Origin of the sequence: Bradyrhizobium guangdongense (assembly GCF_004114975.1) — a bacterium.
Taxonomy (GTDB): Bacteria; Pseudomonadota; Alphaproteobacteria; order Rhizobiales; family Xanthobacteraceae; genus Bradyrhizobium; species Bradyrhizobium guangdongense.
Genome location: NZ_CP030051.1, coordinates 2,357,880 through 2,377,746, shown reverse-complemented (window position 1 = coordinate 2,377,746; position 19,867 = coordinate 2,357,880). Strand labels below are relative to the sequence as shown.

Here is a 19,867-nt window from a genome sequence, read left to right as displayed (position 1 = left end):
ACCATTATTGCGCATGCTGAAAAAATCTGGGACTGCAGGTACGAAGTTAGTTCGAAAAATTTGGGCTGTGCTTGCCATCCGTCGTCTATGCAAAAGCACCCGTTCGGCAAACCCGAAGTGACGCTCCCTTCAGCAGCCGACGACCCCTGTCCCCTGAAGTGACGGTGCGAAAAATTGGGAAGGTTCCGGCGAAATTCGACGAATGGCTGTTGTTGAGAGTCAAAAAACACACATAATCTGAAGGGGTTCTGAATTATTTGATAGGACCCCATGTCCGTTAAGCTTGACTATCTGACCGCAGCCGTTGAGGCGATCTACGACGCGGCCCCCGATCCGTCCCTTTGGCCCCATGCCCTCGGCAAAGTGGCAAGCTGCTTTGATAACGTCGGCGCGCTCCTACAATGGCAAAGGGAGGATGGGACGTTCGGCGTAATTGTCTCAGAAAGCCTGACAGAGGCGGCCCGGGAATATGAGGCACGGTGGTCACAGCACGATTTCAAGGGTGAGCGGGCGGTGCGGGCCGGCCTCTACTTCGGAGGCGAACCCATTACGGATCGGCACGTTGGACCGTTCGACGATGCTTACGTCAATCATCCCTTCTACAAGGAATTCCTCGTCAAACATGGCTTGGGCTGGTTTGGCGGAGTGCCAGTGTCGCCGGATCCGGCGATCGGTGTGGTGCTCACCGTGCATCGACATTTCGCCCAGCCGCAGTTTTCTGATGCTGACCTCGAGGTTGTCGGCTTGCTGGGACGCCATATCGAGAAATCCTTGCGGCTCTCGATCCGGCTTCTCAATGCCGAACTGACCAATGTCGGCCTTGGCGAGGCCCTGGCCCGGATTGGCATCGGCGTTTTTTCCCTTGATTGGTCGTCGCGCTTGCTGTTCGCCAACCCGGTCGCTCAAAGTCTATTAGGCGAGGTGTTCGACCTTGTGAACGACCAGCTCCGTGTTTGCATGGCGGCAAGCAAAGGTCCTTTCGAGAGCGCAGTGACGCGAACGCTTCGCGCCGAGGCGCACGACGTTCTGTCGGAACCGAAGCCGATTCTTGTAGGACCGACCACGACAGGCCGCCGTTTCGTCATCTACCTGCTCCCGATCACGGCGGGCGCCCTTTCAGCCAATCATTTTCTAACCCACACCCGGGCGATCGTGCTCGCGATCGAGCAGAAACCCGCGGAGCCGGCCGACCCGGCGGTCGTGCGCGACATCCTGGGACTGACGCTTGGGGAAGCAAGGGTCGCATCCCTCGTCGGCTCGGGGATCCCCCCGAGACAGGCTGCGGAACGTCTCGGAATTGCTGAGGAGACAGCCCGCAACGTGCTGAAGCGCGTGTTCGGCAAGCTCGACATCTCCAGGCAAAGCGAGCTCACGGCGCTGTTAGGCCGGCTAGTATTGCGTTGATCCAACGCAGGTGTGGAAAGTGGTGAGTTCACAACGATTAGGCATCAGCGGAGACCTCACCGCTATCGAGAATCGCGTTGTGAACATTCAAAGACCCAAAACAACTCGTCGATGTTTCTAAGTAAAATGCTGGGGTCGCTTCGACTTCGAACCCCGGCTGATGACGTGCTCATGAGCAGTAGAAACAGTGCTCGTGCGGCCTCATATCGTGCTGCCGCTCGCCTTCTTACTTTTCCTCGCATGAGGATCCTACCTGAGTAGGTCGTAACGTTCCATTCCCATCCACGCGCGCGTCTCCGCACACGCGTGTCTAGCACAAGGAAATCTCCGGAATCGCGATGATCGTAACGCGATGGAACTGAAGTCATTGGACTGCTCACAATCCTTGCTGGCCGGATCGGGACGCCGCCTCGCGAGTAGGGTTGCGCATGCGATGCAGCCAGATATTGGCTCTATCGCGTTCTTTGGGTTTGAACATGACCCATATGGGATATGACCTATGGTGGCCATATCATGCTTCCCGCAACGGCTATCGGGATAGGGTTTGTCAGCGGGAATTGAGTGACACGGACTGCGGCACACGGAGTCTTCGACGGCAATCCGCAGTTTCTCGTCAGGGGAGTGAGGATGGTGGCCGCGCAGACGCGCTAGGCCGCCAGAGGCGGCCGCGATGTCGGCGGCGCGGGTAATCTTGAACCGCCCCGGGTTTGCCGGAGGTTTCGACTCTGGAAGACAAGCCCTGGCAAGCAAGACGACGGACAATTTTTGCCGGAGGTCCAGGCCGGAGCCATCGTCACCTCTTTGGGTTTCCGCTTTTCCAGTCTAGGCCAGCCTATCCGCAGCCATCCGCCTCGCCGCACGTCCTTGTGCTCCTTCCATGCAACCAGTTCAGGAAGCGTTACGCTCTCACAATTAAGCTCGCCAGTCGCTGCTCGGACGCTTCGTTTCGTCGCTCGAGCAGCTGTTCCGCTCTATCGATGGTCCCTGAGCGAAGAGAACCATGAGATCGACGACAGTTAGATGGATTGATTTCGAATGAGCGAACAGGGTGAGCGAGTACAAGATCATTATTTGCTCGGATACACCGGCGGCTCTTAGGGAGCGCAACCGTTCGTTGCTCAGATATTCCAATATGAGGAATTGTGCACTGCGCTGCAATTCGGCGGCAGCATGGAACTGCTAACTTGCCTAGCGTCCAATTCCTTGTCGTGCATACTCAAGAAGTCCGGCCGAGAAGACCCATAGAAGGTGAAGAGCCGGAGCTTTATGGGAGGACAAGGATGCGTAGTGATTACGTCAAATTCACTTGTTCGATCGCTATCGCGGCGGCAACGTTTCTCGCTCTGTCTGGCACCGCCAACGCCCAAAAGAAATACTGAACTTCCTCCGAATGAGTGGACACCTGTAGTAGGCTCGTTGAGCCTGGAGGTGTTGAATGGAACGTGCACGTCGGTCGTTTACTGAAGAGTACAAGCGCGAGGCGGCGGGGTTGGTGGTGTCGAGCGGCCGCTCGATCGGGTCGGTAGCCAAGGAGCTCGGTCTGCGCGACTCAGTGCTGCGGCGCTGGGTCGATAAGCTCCGGCGCGAGCCGGCATCGGCGGCGTGGCGCCCCACCACGCAGGCGACGCCGATGTCGGCGGACCAGGCTTCGGAACTCGCCGTGTTGCGCCAGGAGAACGAGCGGCTGCGGATGGAACGCGACATTTTAAAAAAGTCGATCGCGATCTTTGCCGGAACCCGAACATGAGCTTTCGCTTCATCGAGGACCATCGCAACACCTATCCGGTGCGGCTGATGTGCGCCGTGCTCGAGGTCTCGCCGGCCGGCTACTACGCTTGGCGCGACCACCCCGTGAGCGAGCGGGCAAAATCCCATGCCGCGCTGCTGGCCGAGATACGGCAGGTCCATCAGGACAGCAGCGGCCGCTACGGCAGTCCCCGCGTCCATGCCGCTCTGCGCAGGCAGGGACGCAGCGCCAGCCGCGGCCGGATCGAGCGGACGATGCGCCGGCATGGCATCCGCGCCATCACCGCAAAGCCACGCCGTGTGCGCACCACCGACAGCCGTCACGACCTGCCGATCGCACCGAACCTGGTCGCGCGCGACTTCACGGCGGAAGCCCCGAACCGGGTCTGGCTCGGCGACATCACCTACATCCCGACCGCCGAGGGGTGGCTTTATCTGGCCGCCGTCATGGATCTGTTCAGTCGGAAGATCGTCGGCTGGGCCATGCGCGATCACATGCAGGTCGAGCTCGCCTCCGCAGCCCTGACGATGGCAATCCGGGAGCGGCGGCCGCAGGCCGGATTGATCTGTCACACCGACCGGGGTGTGCAATACGCTTCGCACGCTTATCGCAGCACCCTTATGGAGGCCGGCATGACGGCATCAATGAGCCGCAGGGCCGATTGCTACGACAACGCCCCGATGGAAAGCTTCTTCCATACCCTGAAGACCGAGCTCGTCCATCATCGCAACTACAAGACCCGCACTGAGGCCCAGCGCGATATCTTCAGCTTCATCGAAGGATTCTATAACCGGACAAGGCTCCATTCCGCACTCGGATATATCCCCCCGATCGAGATGGAGCTAAAAGCCGCTTAACCCGTCCACTTTATCGGGGGAAGATCATACGATCCCGGGGCAAGTGATACCGAGATCAAGGTCGGCAACATCATGCCGTACTCAGGTCCGGCATCAGCTTACGCCACCATTGGGAAAACAGAGGCGGCCTACTTCAACAAGATCAACTCTGAAGGGGGCATCAACGGTCGCAAGATCAATTTCATCTCTTATGACGACACGTACAGTCCGCCAAAGACGGTCGAACAGGCTCGCAAGCTAGTAGAGAGCGACGAGGTGCTACTCATCTTCAACCCACTCGGAACGCCCGGCAACACCGCAATTCAGAAATACATGAATGCCAAGAAAGTCCCTCAGCTGTTCGTGTCGACAGGCGCCGCTAAGTGGAATGACCCGAAGAACTTCCCTTGGACGATGGGGTGGCAGCCGAGTTATCAGGTGGAAGCTCGCATCTATGGCAAGTACATCCTCCAAAACTACCCGGGGAAAACGATTGCGGTCCTCTATCAGAATGACGATTTCGGCAAGGATTACGTAATCGGGCTAAAGGACGGCCTTGGCGAGCAAGCCGGCAAGCTCATCGTAGCAGAAGCAGCGTATGAGACGAGCTCGCCGACAGTCGATTCTCAGATCGTCCAGATCAAAGGTGCAAACCCCGACATTTTCGTTAACATCGCAACGCCCAAATTCGCGGCTCAAGCCATCAAGAAGATCGCTGAACTGAACTGGCATCCAGTGCAGTTTTTGACCAACGTTTCTGCTTCCATTGGAGGTGTAATTAAGCCTGCGGGTTATGAGGCCAGCCAGGACATCCTATCTACGGCATACCTTAAAGATCCGAAGGATGCTGAGTGGAAGAATGATCCCGCTATGAACGAGTGGCGAGCCTTCATGACAAAGTGGTATCCTGAAGGCGATCTTGACGACTCTGCAACTGTGTTCGGCTATGGCGTTGCCAAAGGTTTGGAGCAAGTGCTTCGGCAATGCGGTGACAATCTCACGCGTGAGAACGTCATGAAGCAGGCAGCCAACCTCGATTTCGAGATCGGCATCTACTTGCCCGGAACTCGGATCAAAACGAGCCCGACTGACTTCGCTCCGATCGAACAGCTTCAAATGATGCGGTTCAAGGGAGAAAGCTGGGAGCGATTTGGCCCGGTTATGAGCGGGGAGAAAGGCTCCTAGGGCTGCTCTTTCGCCCATCGGCGCTGGCTCGCATAGCTCTTAACCGTTGGGACAATGCGAGCCAGTGCCCTTATCGATGCGAGGCAATTCAGTTCGGCCTGGTTACATTCGATTGACTCACCCGATGTGCCGTTAAAATGCTCGGTGGGGGCCTAGGCGACATTCTTTCTACCTCTGAGTTTTCATGGCGCGAACATAAGATCGCAACGCCAATATCAGAGATATTGCAGGCATACGACCGGACGTGACCAAGCACGTCCTGACAGAACTATCGACAACAGCGCTTTGACAGCACGGCACGGGCGGCTTGCGCCGCTCCACGATGTGACTGATAGCCGCTAAAACTGTCATACCCGGTTATAAGTGATCGCGCTGCATTACAGACCTGCCGCGACGCGGAGCGCATCCGATCTTGGACTACCGCTCATACCGCTCCTTCGCTATCGCGCTCACGCTAGCGCGCATCAGGCTATAGAGCCGGCCGACCACAAGCTGCAGGTGCTTCATCCGGCCCTTCGGCATCGGCCGCGCTTGCAAGCTCGGACGGTGTAGGCGCGGAAATAGTCGAACGCGTCTGCCTGGTCGGTAAACGCCTGTTCTCCCCGATAGTTCGGCCGCGCTGTCAAAGGTCGTCGGCTAAAACGTCCAGGTCGCGGGCGGGCACGCGGCGCGAGCTCTATCGCTCCAAAATTACATGGACAGGGTGGGCGGATTAGCCGCTCTTCAAAGCACGGTTACGTCGCAACAAGCACGACCAAGACGATCCCTGAGGAACGATTCAATATAGCGTGAGTTCGTCCTTAAATTCGAGAGAAATAGGACAAAGAGAAATATGAGGGTGGATCGATGACGCGATCGGTGGAGGAGTTGAGACGCGAGTCTGAGCGCACACGCGCAGAGCTGGCGACTACGGTAAGTCTGCTGAAAGAGCAGATATCGGACACCGCTGACGACATTCGCCATAAGGTCTCCCCGCAGCACATCAAATCCGAAGTCACCGAATATGTCAGCCAAAAGACCCAGAGTTGGGTCGACGGGCTCAAGCAGCAAATCATGGACAATCCGATGCGCGCGGTGGCCGCGGGCGCCGCAGTGGGTTTCCCGCTGCTCCGCCTGGTGCGAGGTACGCCGCTGCCGCTTCTCATGATCGGGGCCGGGCTGGCCCTGACTTCGAAGACTCTGCGGGATCGCGCGGCAGACGTCACCGGTCCGGTCATGGACAAAGCGGAGCAGATGCTTGGGGACGTGACGGAGGTCGCCCGGGCCATGCATAGTGAGGCCAGGGAGACACTATCCTCCGCCCAAAGCCGAGCCGCCGGGTCGGCTGCTGACGCGCAGGACAAGGCCGCTGGTCTTGCCTCGGATCTGCGGGCGAGCGCGGCGCAGGCTGCCAACTTCGCAAGTGAAAAACTCAAGAGCAGCATGGACGCAGCCAAGGGTGCCGCTGCGAACGCGCCTGAGCAGGCCCGACAGACCATCGGCGACAATGCCGCGCTGATTGGAGGCTTGGGCATCGCGCTCGGCGCCATCATTGCTGCCGCCCTTCCCGAGACGAAGGCTGAAGCCAAGGTGATGGGCGGGGCAAGTGACGGAATGAGGCAGGCTGCGGCTGCTGCCGCGCAATCCGGATTCGAGGTGGTGAAAAACGCGACCACATCTGCAGCCGATGCTGCGACGCAAAAGGTCACCGAGGCTGATCTCGGCAGCCATGCCAGCCGTATGACGCAGAACATGGCGGACACTTTGAAAGAGGCAGCCGAAGACGTGGTCAAAGCTGCCTTTAGCCCCTCTCAAACCAACACTTGAAGGAAGACCGTCATGAGCGATTTGGACCCACACAACGTCACTGAATTCGGGAAGAACCAGAACAGGGGCACCGCGAATGATTTCAAAGAACAGCTTAGCGATGCCGGAGCGGAGATGAAGCAGCGCGCGGGCGATGCTTTCCAGGCATCGGCCGGTCTTGCACGGGACAAGTTCGGGGAGGCCGCAGATGCCGCGAAGAGCGTCGCGGACGGGGCCGTTGACCAGATCCAGAGCCAGGCTCGCGAGCAGCAGCGCTCCGGCGCCGAATTCATCGAGCGCCTGGCAGGCAATATTCGCGAAGCCGCCCGCGCGTTTGAGGCAGACGTGCCGTTTGCGGCGCGGGGAATCGATTCCGCCGCCGACTATGTCGAGAACTCTGCGCAGAAGATCCGGGAAGGAAGCTTCAGAGATCTCCTCGAGGGTGCCACCGATTTTGCCAAACGTCAGCCCGCCGCCTTTCTCGGGATATCAGTGCTGGCAGGCTTCGCCGCCGTGCGCTTCTTGAAGGCATCAGGAGGGCAGTCCTCATCCGCGGGGCAGAGCAAGATGACGGGCAGTTCGTCTTCGGGAGAGGGTCAGCAGCCGGGCGGGAGCTCGTTCGGGGCGGGCCAACAAGCCTGGGCTCAGGAATCCACCCAGGGCAGCTCTAATACGAAACAAACCTCGTCGGCACAGGGCAGCACCGTACCATGAGCATCGAGCGCGACATCAAAACCAGCCAGGGCGAATTCAGGGCTATCTCAACACTGCTCGCCGATGCCATGTCGCAGTTCGCCAAGCTGTTCCAGAATGAAATAGACCTGGCAAAAGCGGAGCTCGGCGACAAGCTTCAGAAGATCGCCGGGGCGTTAGGCCTAATCGTAGGCGGCGCCGTTTTGGTGATCCCGGCGATCGTCATGGCGCTTTTCGCCTTGTCCGCAGCATTGATCTCCGCGGGATGGTCGCCGCCGGTTTCCTATCTGACCTCAGCAATCATCGCGGCGGTGATCGCCGCGGTGCTGGTTGCCATCGGTATCAACCGCCTTGATGCGCGACATCTGGCCCCCCGGGAAACGATCGGCCAGCTCGAAAAGGATGAGGATACCGTGAAGGGAATGGTGCGATGACCAGCACAAAAACCAGCTTTATGGACAGTTTGGTGATCGCCGCCAGGGAAAACCCCCTTGCCGCCGCGCTGATCGGGGGAGGAGCGCTCTGGTTGCTCGCCGGCGACCAAAGGGTCAAGAGTGCGGCCCGATCGGCGACAGAGACCGTTACATCAACCGCCGACGCTGCAACGGGCGGTCTCAGGTCGGCGGCATCCGCCGTCAAGCAGACTGTGGCGCCTCCGACCGCACCTGAAATGGACGACGACAGGTCGATGGGCGTCGGAGACACGTTTCGTGGCGCCACCGCTGCCGGTTCCGATGCTGTCTCGGGAGCTGCCGACAACGTCCGCGACCGTTTCGACGAGGGCCTCGCCTTCGCGCAGGAGCAATTCAGCAAACTCGGCAGTTCGTTTCCGGACAGACAAACCGTCAACAGCGCAAAATCGTCGCTTGCCGATATGCTTGAACGGCAGCCCCTCGTGCTCGGTTTCGTGGGTGTCGCGATCGGGGCTGCAGTTGCGGGCGCGTTTCGCGCGTCCGATATGGAGAACAAGTATATCGGCGACGTCAGCGACGACCTGAAGGCGGATCTGAATCGACGCGCCGGTGCAGTCTCGCAGGCTCTCCGGGAAGCTTCGGACACCGTCGTCGCAGAGATCAGCGACACCGGCGCGGAACTGGTGGACCGCCTCAAGCAAACTGGCTCGGATGCTGCCGCAGCAGCGCGTGCCGAGGTGAAGTCTTCTTGATGAGCGTTATCGCAGGTGCGTGCTGACGGCGGCACGCTCCCGCGAACTCATCAGGCAACATAGTTGAGGCAACATACTTGCTCAGCAAGAAGCCTGGCCTTTTGCTTTTCAGATCGCGCTCCTTTGTCGCCCAGCGAATAGGCCATACACAAAGAGCACAATCATGGCGCCGAACACGGCACCAATGAGTCCGGCACCCTCTCCTGGACGGTACCAGCCAAGTGCTTGGCCAAGATAGGTGGCAACGAAGGCGCCGACGATGCCGAGAATAGTCGTAAGGATGAACCCTGAGGGTTCGTTGTCACCCGGCATGATGAATTTTGCGATCACGCCTGCGATAAAGCCGATGATAACCGTCCAAATAATGCTCATGCTCCACTCCTGATAATCGATGGGGGACAGTTCAACGGCTATGAGTTTGGTAGGCGCCCCTCGGGCGTATACTTGTCGATCGCCTGTGGCAGCTCACGCGATAGCCTTGCGAGGATTTCTTCTTGAGAGAGCCCGGTCTCCTTCTCGAGCTTGTCCAACACTTCGGGCCCGATTGCTTCCCGGAGCTGCGGGGGCGAAATCTCCTTGTTTGGCCCAGAACTGACCCAAGACTTGGCCGTGTCTCCATGGCCATTCTGGTTGAAGTTTTCCAGGAGTTCGCCAATTCCTCCTTGAAGCAGGCCCGCAACGCCCGCGCCGCTCAACATACCTGTAAGATTTCCGAGAAGGCCGCCGAGCGGCTGCTGGCGGTTGGCTCCAGCGATCCAGCGCCTGGCCCTCTAAGCAACTCCGCCAGCTTGTCGCGATTCTGATACCCGGCAATCGCCAGCATTCCGAGAAGTGCGGTCATGGAGGGCATTCCGCGGCTCATCTTAGGGCTCCTCAACAGGTTGAGAAGTTGAACTTGGAGGAGACCGGGGTGTTCCTATCCGCCGCCCCTGCAAGCGTTGCGCTGAACCCGGCGCCAGAGAGGGTGTGGGTAGACGCGAGGCCTCTTGGACTGGCACAAAAGTCGGAGCTCCTTGCTTATGGCCATCACCCGTCTGCGGATCCCAAACGATGACTGCGGGCGTGGGAACGTTTGGAAGAACGGCGGGTTCGGCTAAGCGCCGCGCCGCTTGCGGGGTGCCTGCCTCATAGGGCCGCCATGTCTCATGCGGATCGCTCCCCGTCCTGGGAAGAAGAAAATGTCCCAGCCGCCGCCAGTCCGGCTTCGACCATCTTATCGCTGCAGATTGGCGTCATCATCGTAGCTGCGCTCTATTTTGCAAGAGAGGTGCTCGTACCGATCACCGTCGCGGTTCTTCTATCGTTCGTGCTGTCTCCACTGGTGAACTTCCTTCGCCGGTTGCGGCTTGGCCGGATCCCGTCGGTTCTCATCGCCGTCCTCTTTGCGATCGGGATCATCGCTGTCATCGGCACCATCATCGGATCTCAGGTCGCGCAATTGACGCGTCATGCCCCGGAATATGCTTCGACGATCGAGAAGAAGGTCTTGACCGTGCGGGAGTTAGCCTTGGATAAGATATCAGGCGTAGTTGAGCATTTTGGTTATGACGTAAAGTCTGGGCAAACCTCCACAACGCCGCCTTCGACGCCGAGGGCCGACTCCCCCCCTCGCGAGCAGCCAGCGCCCGGTGCCCAGCCATCAAATCCGTTAGCGCTGTTGGAAAAATATCTGTCGCCGGTCCTGTCACCATTCGCCACATTCGGGATCATTGTGGTCGTCGCCATTTTTGTGCTGCTGCAGAAGGAGGATTTGCGCGATCGTATGATCCGATTGTTCGGCTCCACGGATTTGCATCGGACGACCGTGGCGATGGATGACGCCGCCAAACGATTGAGCCGCTATTTCCTGGCACAACTTGGGTTGAATTCGGCATTCGGACTCGTCATCGGATCAGGCCTTTATTTGATCGGTGTGCCCAACCCAATTCTCTGGGGCATTCTTTCCGCATTGCTGCGATTTGTGCCCTACATCGGCTCGTTCATGTCGGCAGGCCTGCCCATCGCACTTGCAACGGCGGTTGACCCCGGCTGGTCCATGGCGATTTGGACGGCCGCACTCTACGTGGTGGTCGAACTGCTGGTGAGCCAAGGCGTTGAACCGGTTCTCTACGGCCACAGCACCGGCCTCTCGCCTTTTGCGGTCGTCGTTTCCGCCATTTTCTGGAGCTGGCTCTGGGGATCGATCGGACTAGTGCTTTCGATGCCTCTGACATTGTGCCTGGTCGTTCTTGGCAGATACGTGGACCGGCTTGAATTTCTTGACGTTCTGCTTGGTGATCGGCCACCGCTGACCCCGGTCGAGAGCTTCTATCAGCGAATCCTGGCAGGAGATGCCGACGAGGCTCAAGACCATGCGGAGCTCCTGTTGGACAAGCGCTCCTTGTCTTCCTACTACGACGAGGTTGCGCTCAAGGGCTTGCAGCTTGCTGCGAATGACGCGGAACGCGGCGCGATCGGTCACCGGCAACTGGAGAAGGTCAGGAATACGATCCTCGGCCTGATAAGCGAGCTGTCGACCTACGATGACGGCCATCCGCCTTCCTCCGGAGAGCCGCCGGCTGGAACTCCGAAAGACCAGCAACGCATTGCGGAATCGCCTCCGCCGAAGACCATCTTGAACCCCCGCTCGCTCTCGGCCCCGTGGCAGGGCGAGCGGCCGGTGTTATGCCTTGCGGGCAAAGGTCCCCTCGACGAATCCGCGGCTGCGATGCTGGCGCAACTGCTCGACAAGCACGGTCTCGGAGCAAGGGTGGCGAGCTATCATGAGGCGTCGCGAGAAGGGATCAGCTCTTTGGAGGTAACGGGTGTTGCAATGGTTTGCATCTCGTACCTTGACATCCAGGGCAATCCTTCGCATTTGCGCTATTTGCTGCAGCGACTGAGGCGCAGGCTCCCTGATACCCCCCTTCTCGTCGGGTTATGGCCCGCCGATGACGAGGTTCTCAAAGATAAAGCAGTGCAGATGGCCGTGGGGGCTGATTATTACGTCAGTTCGCTGCGAGCTGCTGTAGATGTGTGTGTGGCTGAAGCCCAGAAGGGATCCCGGCCAACAGCATTGTCGTGAATGGCAGGCAAGAAGCAGGCGTACGACGGCGGATGATCTCCACCAACTGTCCTTCACCGGCCTTGCGCGGCGCCCACCGTGTCAGCGACGCGTGCGCCCCGTGCGCCCAGATTGGTTGGAGGCCCGGTCGTTGTGTCGCGAGCGGTCTGATGCTCCATCTCGGCATCGATTTCGGCGCCAAGGAGGACGACGATGGCCGAAATCCATAGCCAGGTCATGAAGCCAATGACGGCCCCAAGCGAACCGTACGTCTCATTGAACTTGCCAAAACTGGCAGCGTACCAGGAAAACAAGCCGGAGACCGCCAGCCAAAGCAGCGCGGCGATCGCGCTACCCCACGTCACCCAGCGCCATTGGGCGGCTTCCCGGCTCGGGCCGTATCGGTAGATCAAGGCCAAGGCCAGCGTGAGTACCAGAAACATCGCAGGCCATCTGCCGATACGAAGTAGAAGGTCGGCGGTATTGGACAAGCCTACATAGTTGAGGAGCACCGGAACAGCGACGATGGCGCCAAGAGCCGCTAGGATGAATAATATACCCCCGATCGTGAAGCTCAGCGAAACAGCATTCAGCTTGAAGAAGCCGCGCTTCTCGTCCTCTCCATGGACGATGTTCATGGTGTCGAAAAGCGACTTCATGGCCGCGTTCGCACTCCAGAGAGATGTTGCCAGTCCGATCAGGAAAGTGATGCCGAGCGTGTGGGAGCCCTTTGACGCCACGCGGGTCAGTTGCTCTCTCGCAACCTCCAGCGCCCCGCCCGGCAGGAATCCGCCGAGCTGATCGAGGTGTTTGCCGATGGTCATGGGATCGGAGAACAGTCCGTAAACCGCAACCAGCGCCGCGATCGCGGGAAAAATGGCAAGTATGCTGTAGTAGGTCATGCCTGCAGCGAGGGCTAAGATGCGGTGCTTCGAGACGTCGGAATAGACCCGCAGCAGGATATCCTTCCATCCCTTCGCGGGGATCTCTGACGGAGAGGTGGCATGCCGGCCGCGCTCTTCTCCTCTATCTTGTGCGCCGGCTCTAGCGGCACGAGCGGGTGACTTTTCGGCGAGTCGCGCCTGGCGCTCCGGCGGTGCCACACGCTCCACCACAAATGCGACCACAAGCAGCCCGATCGCGGTGGCCAGTCCCCAGCTACTGAGGTTTTCTTGCTCGCCTGATTTGGCCCAAACGTTCTTCATGGTGCTCTCCGAGCATCCAATCAAATCGGACCGCCGGTGTTCCTTTTTTCGAGTTCATGGAGCGCTAAACCAAGCAGGACGCGCTCTATCGAATGCTCGTTCTGCAAGCTTCAGCTAAAGCTGAGCCGGAGGATGCCGCGATCGAGGTGGAACTTCTTTTCGAACAACGGCTTGTGTCGCCGAAAGGATCATCCATGGCTATAGACGCGTTCGCGGGCACCGCGCCCCTATTCCTTCCCGAGAGGTTCTTTGTCGGTCGCCTCGAAGGATGGGCGGTAATGGAAAGTCTTGTCGGAGGCCTCCTCAAGCGTGCGGCAATCACGGCTCACGGGGAATTGGACAGCGACACCGACACGGTCGTTTTCACTGAGACCTATACGTTCGATGACGGTCACAGCGATACACTGAGATGGACAATTCATAAGACGGCCGAAGGTCAATATACGGGGCATGAGAACCGGCTGGAAGGCGAAGCGGTCGGCGAGCAGGTCGGATGCGCGTTCCATTGGAAGTACACCCGAGATACGCCGCAAGGCGATGGCAAGTCTTTCAAACTGAACTTCGATGATTGGTTCTATGCCATCGATGATCGTGCGTGCATCGTCCGCGGTAGCGCGGGGCGCGCTGGCATTCCATTCGCGACGGCGCATGTCACCTACAAGAGAATTTAGGCCATCAGGAAAATCGCGGTGATCATCGTGGATCAGCTCATCTAACTGAACGATCGACGAACCATCCCACATCACCGCGAGGGTCCGTCCGTTCGCATCAGTGATGGAACCAGCGACCTGGCCTAGTTCGTTAATCGAATATGCGACGCTACTTACGTCCGTCGCGGGCATCTGAAGTAAGGTAAGCGTCGACCCATTCCAGAGTGTTGCAAAAGCGTGTCCTTCGCCATCGATGCTCTATCCGACCACCCGACCGACATCATTGACGTCTAGCGCCGTACTACCTGTCGTATTTGCCGGAAGGTTCAGCGCTGTGGGGATGTTGGCATTCCACACAGTTGCGATGCTCGACGCACCGGAATTGCTAACACCGACGACCCGGCCGAAATTGTTGATAGCAAAAGCGCTACTTGTCGAGGCGCCCGGAACCGCTGGCAGAGCACTTGGAATCATTCCGTTCCAAACGGTTGCCACAGAATTAGTGGGAGTATCGACGTAGCTTGCGCCTGCGAACTCATCAGGCAACATATTTGCTCAACAAGAAGCCTGGCTTTTTGCTCTTCCGATCGCGCTCCTTTGTCGCCCAGCGAATATGTGAATCTGTGCGCGGTGCCGTCCGCAAGAAACTGCAACGCAGCCTTTGGGACAACGGCGGGCCTGTAGAGATCGAGTTGGAGTTTCAGTTCGCCAGTGGAACGCCATGTAGCCGCTTTCGCTTTACCCCGATAAGCCGACCTTCTCAGTGAGCGTCGAACTCCGCAGTCGGACCAGAACAACGCACGATTAAAAATCCATGCAGAGAGAATGACTTGATTATTGAAAGGGCCGCCGCCACGGATTTGGAAGAGCAAGCCCCCGGAATTTGCGCTGGCAAGAAGCTGTCGGCGATTGACGCAAAATGAATTAAGGTGGATATTCTAAGCGCGGTTTTTGGCTTTGTTTAATTGGAAGGAAGGAAATTCATTTAATTATCGGAGCATCAAATGAGAAACCACATAGCGCTTGTTGTCGTCCTAGCAGGAATTGCAAGCTTCGGAGACATACCCGCGAAAGCGGCGGACGTTGAAGGCTCGTCGAGCGGCATTTTTGTAAACCCACTGCCAGTTGGGGCTACCACGACAGGGGTTGGAACAAACAACTTCACGTACGGCCAGACAATCGACGTGCCGACGCGACTGACATTTACCGGCAATCCTTCGTTTGCAAGTGCGTTTGAGGTCCCCTTTTACGTGGGCACCCTTTTCTACCATAACGGCGCAATCTCGTTGGGAACGCAGGCAACATCTGTTGACCTTCAGCTAGCCACGAATTTCACGACCCCGAGCGCTCTTGGTTTGGTCACGAGTACATTTACGCTTGGCCTTGTGACAACACCGAACACGAGCGACCCAATCGCAAGCGCCGACTTTGTGAACCTTCCAAGTACCTTCACGCCAAGCATCTTCAATATCGGCGGGACGAACTACACCGTAACATTAGTGGACTTCCAGAACGTAGTGGGTGATGGCTTCCTTTCCTCCAGCAGCACCCAACTGCACGTTATTGAAGGCGGAAGCGCTACGGCGGATTTGTACGCCGAAGTCACCCGAGACACCTCGGGCGTAATAGGAGGCGTTCCTGAGACATCCACCTGGGTAATGATGCTCATTGGCTTCGCAGGCGTTGGCTTTGCCTCCTATCGCAATCGAAAATCATTCTCAGCACTGTCCGTCTGACGCTACGAAGATATGTCAAGACAGAAGCCGCCCATTGGCGGCTTCTTTAGTCTGTTGATTGTCAAAAATTGCGGTCAGAAAGCTTCAACTATAAGCAGAACGGAGTTCCGCCTCGGGTCGATCGCTCCCTTCAGCGAGTTTGGCATTCCTTTTCGGTCTACCCCAGTAAGCGGACGACCACGGGTCCTAACAGCACTGCGCGTTCGGGCCACAAATCTTGGCTTCTGTCAAACGCTTCTGCTGGAGCGACACTGGCAGGATGCGCCTGAAAACTAGATTGGGCCATGCCTTGCCCACCAGCCGCAAGCTGCTGTGGTGCACTCAGAACGTCACACGCATCCCCGCATAGAACGCACGCGGCCTTGCCGGGCTCAGCGAGCGTGGGTCGGTGAAGGCGGCTCCGCCATTGGCGAAATTCGGCACCGCAGTGGTATCGAAGAAGGTGCCGTAGGTCGCGTAGCGGTTGTCGAAGATGTTGTCGACCTTGCCGTAGAGCTGGACGTTCTTGCTGACCTGGTACGACGTGTGCAGGTTGAAGACGGCATAGGACGGCAGCTTGGCCTCGAGATTGGCTTCGTCGCCGGCCAGATACTGGCTGGAGACCCACAGCGCCTCGCCACCGACCTTCCAGGCGTCGGTCACGGCATATTCGATACCGGCCTTGATGCGGTGGCGCGGCACGGCCGGGATCTGGTTACCCGGCACGACTTGGATGAGGCCGCCGTTCAACACGGCGGTGGGGCTATTGGACGACAGCTCGAGAGCGTCGAGAAAACGCGCGTCCACGAACGCGTAGCTGGCGTGGAACTGGAGGGTGTCCGATTTGAGGTTGACCTCGGCCTCGAGGCCCTGCCGGCGCGTGTTGCCGACGTTCTGGAAGAAGCCAAAGCCCTGACGTCCCGCCACGGGCAGACCCATGATGTCGTCATAATTTGTGGCGCGGAAGCCGCCGATCTTCCAGCCGAGCGTACCGATATTCAATTCCCTGGTGCCGCGCAGGCCAGCTTCGACCGTCTTGGACACCACCTGCTTCAGCGGTGGATCGGAGACCAGGAAGGAGGCGATCAAGCACGGGTTGTTCGGATCGGCACAACCGAGCTCGAGCGGCGTCGGCACGCGGTTGGCCTCGGAATAGCCGGCGTAGGCAGTGAGCTCCGGCGTGATCTTGTAGGTGCCCCCGATAACAGGGTTGAAGCGGTCGTAGGTGTGATCGCCGTTGAGCGCGGTGCCGAGCTGGTCCTCCAGCGTGACACGGGCGTGGTTGAATCGGCCACCGCCGGTGATGGCGAAGGCATCGGTCACGTTGAACGTGTCGAGCGCATAGAGGCCGGTATATTGGTTGACGGTTCGTAGCGACACCGGTCCCATCTCGCCGGTCGCGGGGGTGCCGGACTGGCCGAGGAAAACCCCGCTGCCGCTGACCACGTAATCGGTGCCGATGGTTCCGAGCTCTGCGGTCGCATTGAATCGCGTGACGCTGGCATCGAAGCTGGCGCCGAGAACGAATCGGTTCTCATGATCGAACAACCTGTCCGTGTTGGTCGCTTGCCCGGACACCCCGAACGTTGTCGATCGCGTGGTCGTTCGGTCGAGTTCTCCGAGGAGGCTTCCGGTCGGGAAGGGATTGGCGAGCTGCGCCCCATTGAGACCATTCGCAGGCGTGGTATCGTCGCCAAAGCAGAGCAAACCGACGGCGGCGCATTCCTGCACGCTGGTTGGGTTGCCGTCGACCACGCGCTGCTCGAACACGCGCGCATGCGCGGTGCCTTCGAACGTCCAGGTCGGCGTCGCCTCGACCTTGCCGGTGAGATTGACGTAGCCGACACGGTTGTTGGTGGTCTGCGGGTTGGTGTAGATCGCACCCCAATATTGCTGTAGCAGTTCGGCCGGAACGGTGGCAGAGGCGCCGAAATTGTTGTTGGCGAGCCCCATGTTGACGTGGAATTCACTGTCCCCGCCCTTGTAGCCGACATCGCCGTAGAAGCGGCGCACGTCCGACTGCGAGGAGGTGCGGAAGCCGTTGTCGTGCAGCCCTTCGAGCGCGGCATAAACGGCGTAGTTGGTGTCGACCTGCTTGCCCCATTGCGCCGAGCTCTGGATGCGGCCGAACGAACCACCCATCGTGTCGATCTCGGCGCCTTGATAGGTAAAGCCGTCCTTCATTTGTAGATTGACGGCGCCGCCGAGTGCATTGAGGCCGAAGGCCGGGTTGTTGGTCACCACCGTGACCGAGCGGATCGCTGCGGTCGGGATCAGGTCCCAATTGACGCTGTCGGTAAACGCTTCGTTGATGCGCACGCCATTCTGGTAGACGGCGAGCCCTTGCGGTGTGCCAACGATGGGCGAGGCAACAAAGCCGCGAAACTCGACATTCGGCTGGAACGGATTACCGCTCACCTCCGTGATGTTGACGCCGGCGACATTGTCACGCAGCGCATCGGTGACGTTCAGCGAACCGGTACGCTTGATCTGGCTGGCATCGACCGCGTTGATGCTGGAGGGAATTTTGTCGACTTCGAGGCCCTTCGCATTGCCGGGCGCCGTCGGATAGACGTAGATGCGGTTCTTGGGCTTCCCGGAATTCACCACGCGCGCCGCCGTTCGCGGCGCGCTACGCCGCGCAGCCGGCTGTGGCGCCACCACCTCGATGGCGGGCAGATTCTGCACATTGGTGTCTTCGTCCTGCGCGGCCATGCCCGCGTCGGTCCAAAGCACCAGCCCCATCGACGAGGCGATCAAAAGCTTTCGCGCACCCATCCCCTGCCGTTCCCATTCCCCCGCGTCGGCTGTTTTGAACGTCGCCGATCGCGTGGAGAAGTGTAGTCGGCCCTCACGGATGCACTAGCCACAAAAGGTCGGGCAATATCCGCACCCGTTTTCCCGACCAAATCGGGAATTCTTCCCGATCGGAGATTTTCCTCATCAGGCCGCTGCGATCGGAACCAGCGCCTCGACGGTGACGCCGCCCTCGCCCGACACCAGATTGAGCGTGCCGCCCAGCGCGAGGATGCGCTCCCGCATGCCGACGAGACCGAAGCCGAGTTTCTGGCCCGGCTCCATGCCGTGGCCGTTGTCGCTGACCCGCACCCGGGCACAGCCTCGTCCGTCGCGCCCGGGCTGCTCCGCCGGCTCGATCACCACGACGATCGCGGTGGCACCGGCATGGCGGAACGCATTGGTGAGCGCCTCCTGCACAACGCGGTAGATGGTGAGGTCGGCGGTCTCTCCCATGACGCCGAGCGCCGGCGAGATCGACGTTTCGATCGTCACGTCGGGATGCGATTCCCGCCACAGCCGCGACAGCGATTCCAGCGCCTTGCCAAGGCCAAGCTCGGCAAGGCCGACGGGCCTCAAGCGCTCCAGCACGCGGCGGGTGAACTGCTGCAGCGCATTGATCTGCTCCAGCAGGGCGCTGCCGTGCTTTCGCACGGCATCGGCGCTTGGCGCCCGTCCGTCGGCCAGCTTCGCCAGCGCGCTGGCATGTGCACGCAGGGAGAACAGATATGGCCCGAACTCATCATGCAGCTCGCGCGCGATCTCCTTGCGCTCGACGTCCTGCAGCGATACCGCGCGCTCGGCAAGCCGCCGCTTGTCCTCAACCGCCTCGCCGAGCGTTGCCGCGAGATGATTGAGTTTTGTGCAGATCGCGGCGAGTTCGGGTGCGCCGCCGGGCGTGACGCGGGCATTGTAGTCGCCGTCCTCGATCTCGGTCATGGTTCGCCCCAGTGACTCGAGCGGCGCGAGCGCCCGGCCGACGACATTCATCATGACCAGAAACAGCACCAAAGCGATTACGGACCCGACCTCGAGCTGCGTGAGAATCGCGTCCCAGATCTCGGCGATCTCGTCGTTGGGATGCGAGGTGATGACGAGCGAGCCCGATTTGCCATGGACAGAGACCGGCACGCTGACGGCGGTTTGTTCGGGATGAACCAGGTTGACGAACCAGGCCGGCGGCCCGGGGGTGTCATCGTCGGTCTCGGGCCGCAGCGGCGTCAGCGGGTTCCCGCCGCTATCGCGGAGCCCAATGCTGACATGGCGAAGGCGATTGAGGTCACGCGCGATCTGGTTCAGCCTGGCATCGGGATCCGGCGCCTCGTTGAGATCGGCAACGATCATCTCGATGAACTCGCGCGCCAGTCGGATCACGCTCTGGTCCTCGGCCTGCACGCGGGGAGAGGCCTCCGCGACCTGGCGACCGATGTTGACGACGAGCCCGAGCGCGAGCAGCAGCGCCAGCAGAAGGTTGATGCGCCCGCGCAAGGATAGATTTTGCCACATTGCTTTCGTCTGCCCTAGCCCTGGGATCGCGTGCATCTGTCTGATAGCGTTGACAGAGGCAAAGCGCCCGATATCTAATCGGAAGCGTACAGCAATCCCGGCCGGGTTGCATGACCGGACACTCGTCCTCATCCGGT

The 19,867-nt window shown here is 59.5% G+C and carries 13 protein-coding genes and 2 pseudogenes; 10 read left to right on the top strand and 5 right to left on the bottom strand.

The window, feature by feature from the left end:
* The first annotated feature begins 270 nt into the window (after positions 1 to 270).
* The 7 genes and pseudogenes from X265_RS11335 to X265_RS11305 all read left to right on the top strand — a co-directional run bounded on the left by X265_RS11335 (position 271) and on the right by X265_RS11305 (position 8,815).
* Complete coding sequence (locus X265_RS11335) at positions 271 to 1,404, top strand: helix-turn-helix transcriptional regulator (protein WP_128964901.1); 1,134 nt, start codon at positions 271 to 273, stop codon at positions 1,402 to 1,404.
* A 1,435-nt stretch (positions 1,405 to 2,839) separates the two neighbouring features.
* A protein-coding gene (locus tag X265_RS11330) for an IS3 family transposase (protein ID WP_128963646.1) occupies positions 2,840 to 4,008 on the top strand; the annotation gives its coding sequence in 2 pieces (ribosomal slippage) (positions 2,840 to 3,128 and positions 3,128 to 4,008; 1,170 coding nt in all).
* A gap of 21 nt (positions 4,009 to 4,029) precedes the next feature.
* A pseudogene (locus X265_RS11325) lies at positions 4,030 to 5,172 on the top strand (ABC transporter substrate-binding protein); the annotation flags it as partial.
* An 846-nt stretch (positions 5,173 to 6,018) separates the two neighbouring features.
* Positions 6,019 to 6,978, top strand: coding sequence for a DUF3618 domain-containing protein (locus X265_RS11320; protein WP_128964900.1), 960 nt, complete (start codon positions 6,019 to 6,021; stop codon positions 6,976 to 6,978).
* 12 nt (positions 6,979 to 6,990) lie between these two features.
* A complete protein-coding gene (locus X265_RS11315; protein WP_128964899.1) occupies positions 6,991 to 7,671 on the top strand; it encodes a hypothetical protein in 681 nt (226 codons plus the stop codon).
* Positions 7,668 to 8,084: a phage holin family protein gene (locus X265_RS11310; protein ID WP_128964898.1), complete on the top strand. Its 417-nt coding sequence runs from the start codon at positions 7,668 to 7,670 to the stop codon at positions 8,082 to 8,084. Before X265_RS11315 ends, X265_RS11310 begins: the two co-directional genes overlap by 4 nt.
* Positions 8,081 to 8,815: a hypothetical protein gene (locus X265_RS11305; protein WP_128964897.1), complete on the top strand. Its 735-nt coding sequence runs from the start codon at positions 8,081 to 8,083 to the stop codon at positions 8,813 to 8,815. The genes X265_RS11310 and X265_RS11305 overlap by 4 nt, the downstream gene beginning before the upstream one ends.
* 108 nt (positions 8,816 to 8,923) lie before the next feature.
* On the opposite strand, the gene X265_RS11300 is transcribed toward X265_RS11305, so the two are convergent.
* Together X265_RS11300 and X265_RS41275 are read right to left on the bottom strand one after the other, a co-directional pair.
* Complete coding sequence (locus tag X265_RS11300; protein WP_128964896.1) at positions 8,924 to 9,187, bottom strand: GlsB/YeaQ/YmgE family stress response membrane protein; 264 nt, start codon at positions 9,185 to 9,187, stop codon at positions 8,924 to 8,926.
* A 38-nt stretch (positions 9,188 to 9,225) separates the two neighbouring features.
* Positions 9,226 to 9,677, bottom strand: a pseudogene (locus X265_RS41275) (YidB family protein).
* Positions 9,678 to 9,953: 276 nt separating this feature from the next.
* Here X265_RS41275 and X265_RS11290 point away from each other — a divergent pair.
* Positions 9,954 to 11,879, top strand: a complete 1,926-nt coding sequence (locus X265_RS11290; protein WP_128964895.1) for an AI-2E family transporter — start codon at positions 9,954 to 9,956, stop codon at positions 11,877 to 11,879.
* Between the two features lie 53 nt (positions 11,880 to 11,932).
* Here X265_RS11290 and X265_RS11285 read toward each other — a convergent pair whose 3' ends face one another.
* The gene (locus tag X265_RS11285; protein WP_128964894.1) at positions 11,933 to 13,063 is read right to left on the bottom strand and encodes a YihY/virulence factor BrkB family protein; all 1,131 of its coding nucleotides are present in this window, start codon (positions 13,061 to 13,063) and stop codon (positions 11,933 to 11,935) included.
* Positions 13,064 to 13,257: 194 nt separating this feature from the next.
* Between X265_RS11285 and X265_RS11280 the strand changes: the two genes are divergently transcribed.
* Positions 13,258 to 13,734, top strand: a complete 477-nt coding sequence (locus tag X265_RS11280) for a DUF3833 family protein (protein ID WP_128969213.1) — start codon at positions 13,258 to 13,260, stop codon at positions 13,732 to 13,734.
* 983 nt (positions 13,735 to 14,717) lie between these two features.
* Positions 14,718 to 15,449 (top strand): choice-of-anchor K domain-containing protein, encoded by a 732-nt coding sequence (locus X265_RS11275; RefSeq protein WP_128964893.1) that lies wholly within the window; start codon positions 14,718 to 14,720, stop codon positions 15,447 to 15,449.
* 321 nt (positions 15,450 to 15,770) lie between these two features.
* Here the strand turns inward: X265_RS11275 and X265_RS11270 are convergent, their stop codons facing one another.
* Both X265_RS11270 and X265_RS11265 read right to left on the bottom strand, forming a co-directional pair.
* Positions 15,771 to 18,173, bottom strand: coding sequence for a TonB-dependent receptor (locus X265_RS11270; protein WP_373291569.1), 2,403 nt, complete (start codon positions 18,171 to 18,173; stop codon positions 15,771 to 15,773).
* Between the two features lie 198 nt (positions 18,174 to 18,371).
* Positions 18,372 to 19,730 (bottom strand): histidine kinase, encoded by a 1,359-nt coding sequence (locus X265_RS11265; protein WP_164938517.1) that lies wholly within the window; start codon positions 19,728 to 19,730, stop codon positions 18,372 to 18,374.
* Between the last annotated feature and the right edge of the window lie 137 nt (positions 19,731 to 19,867).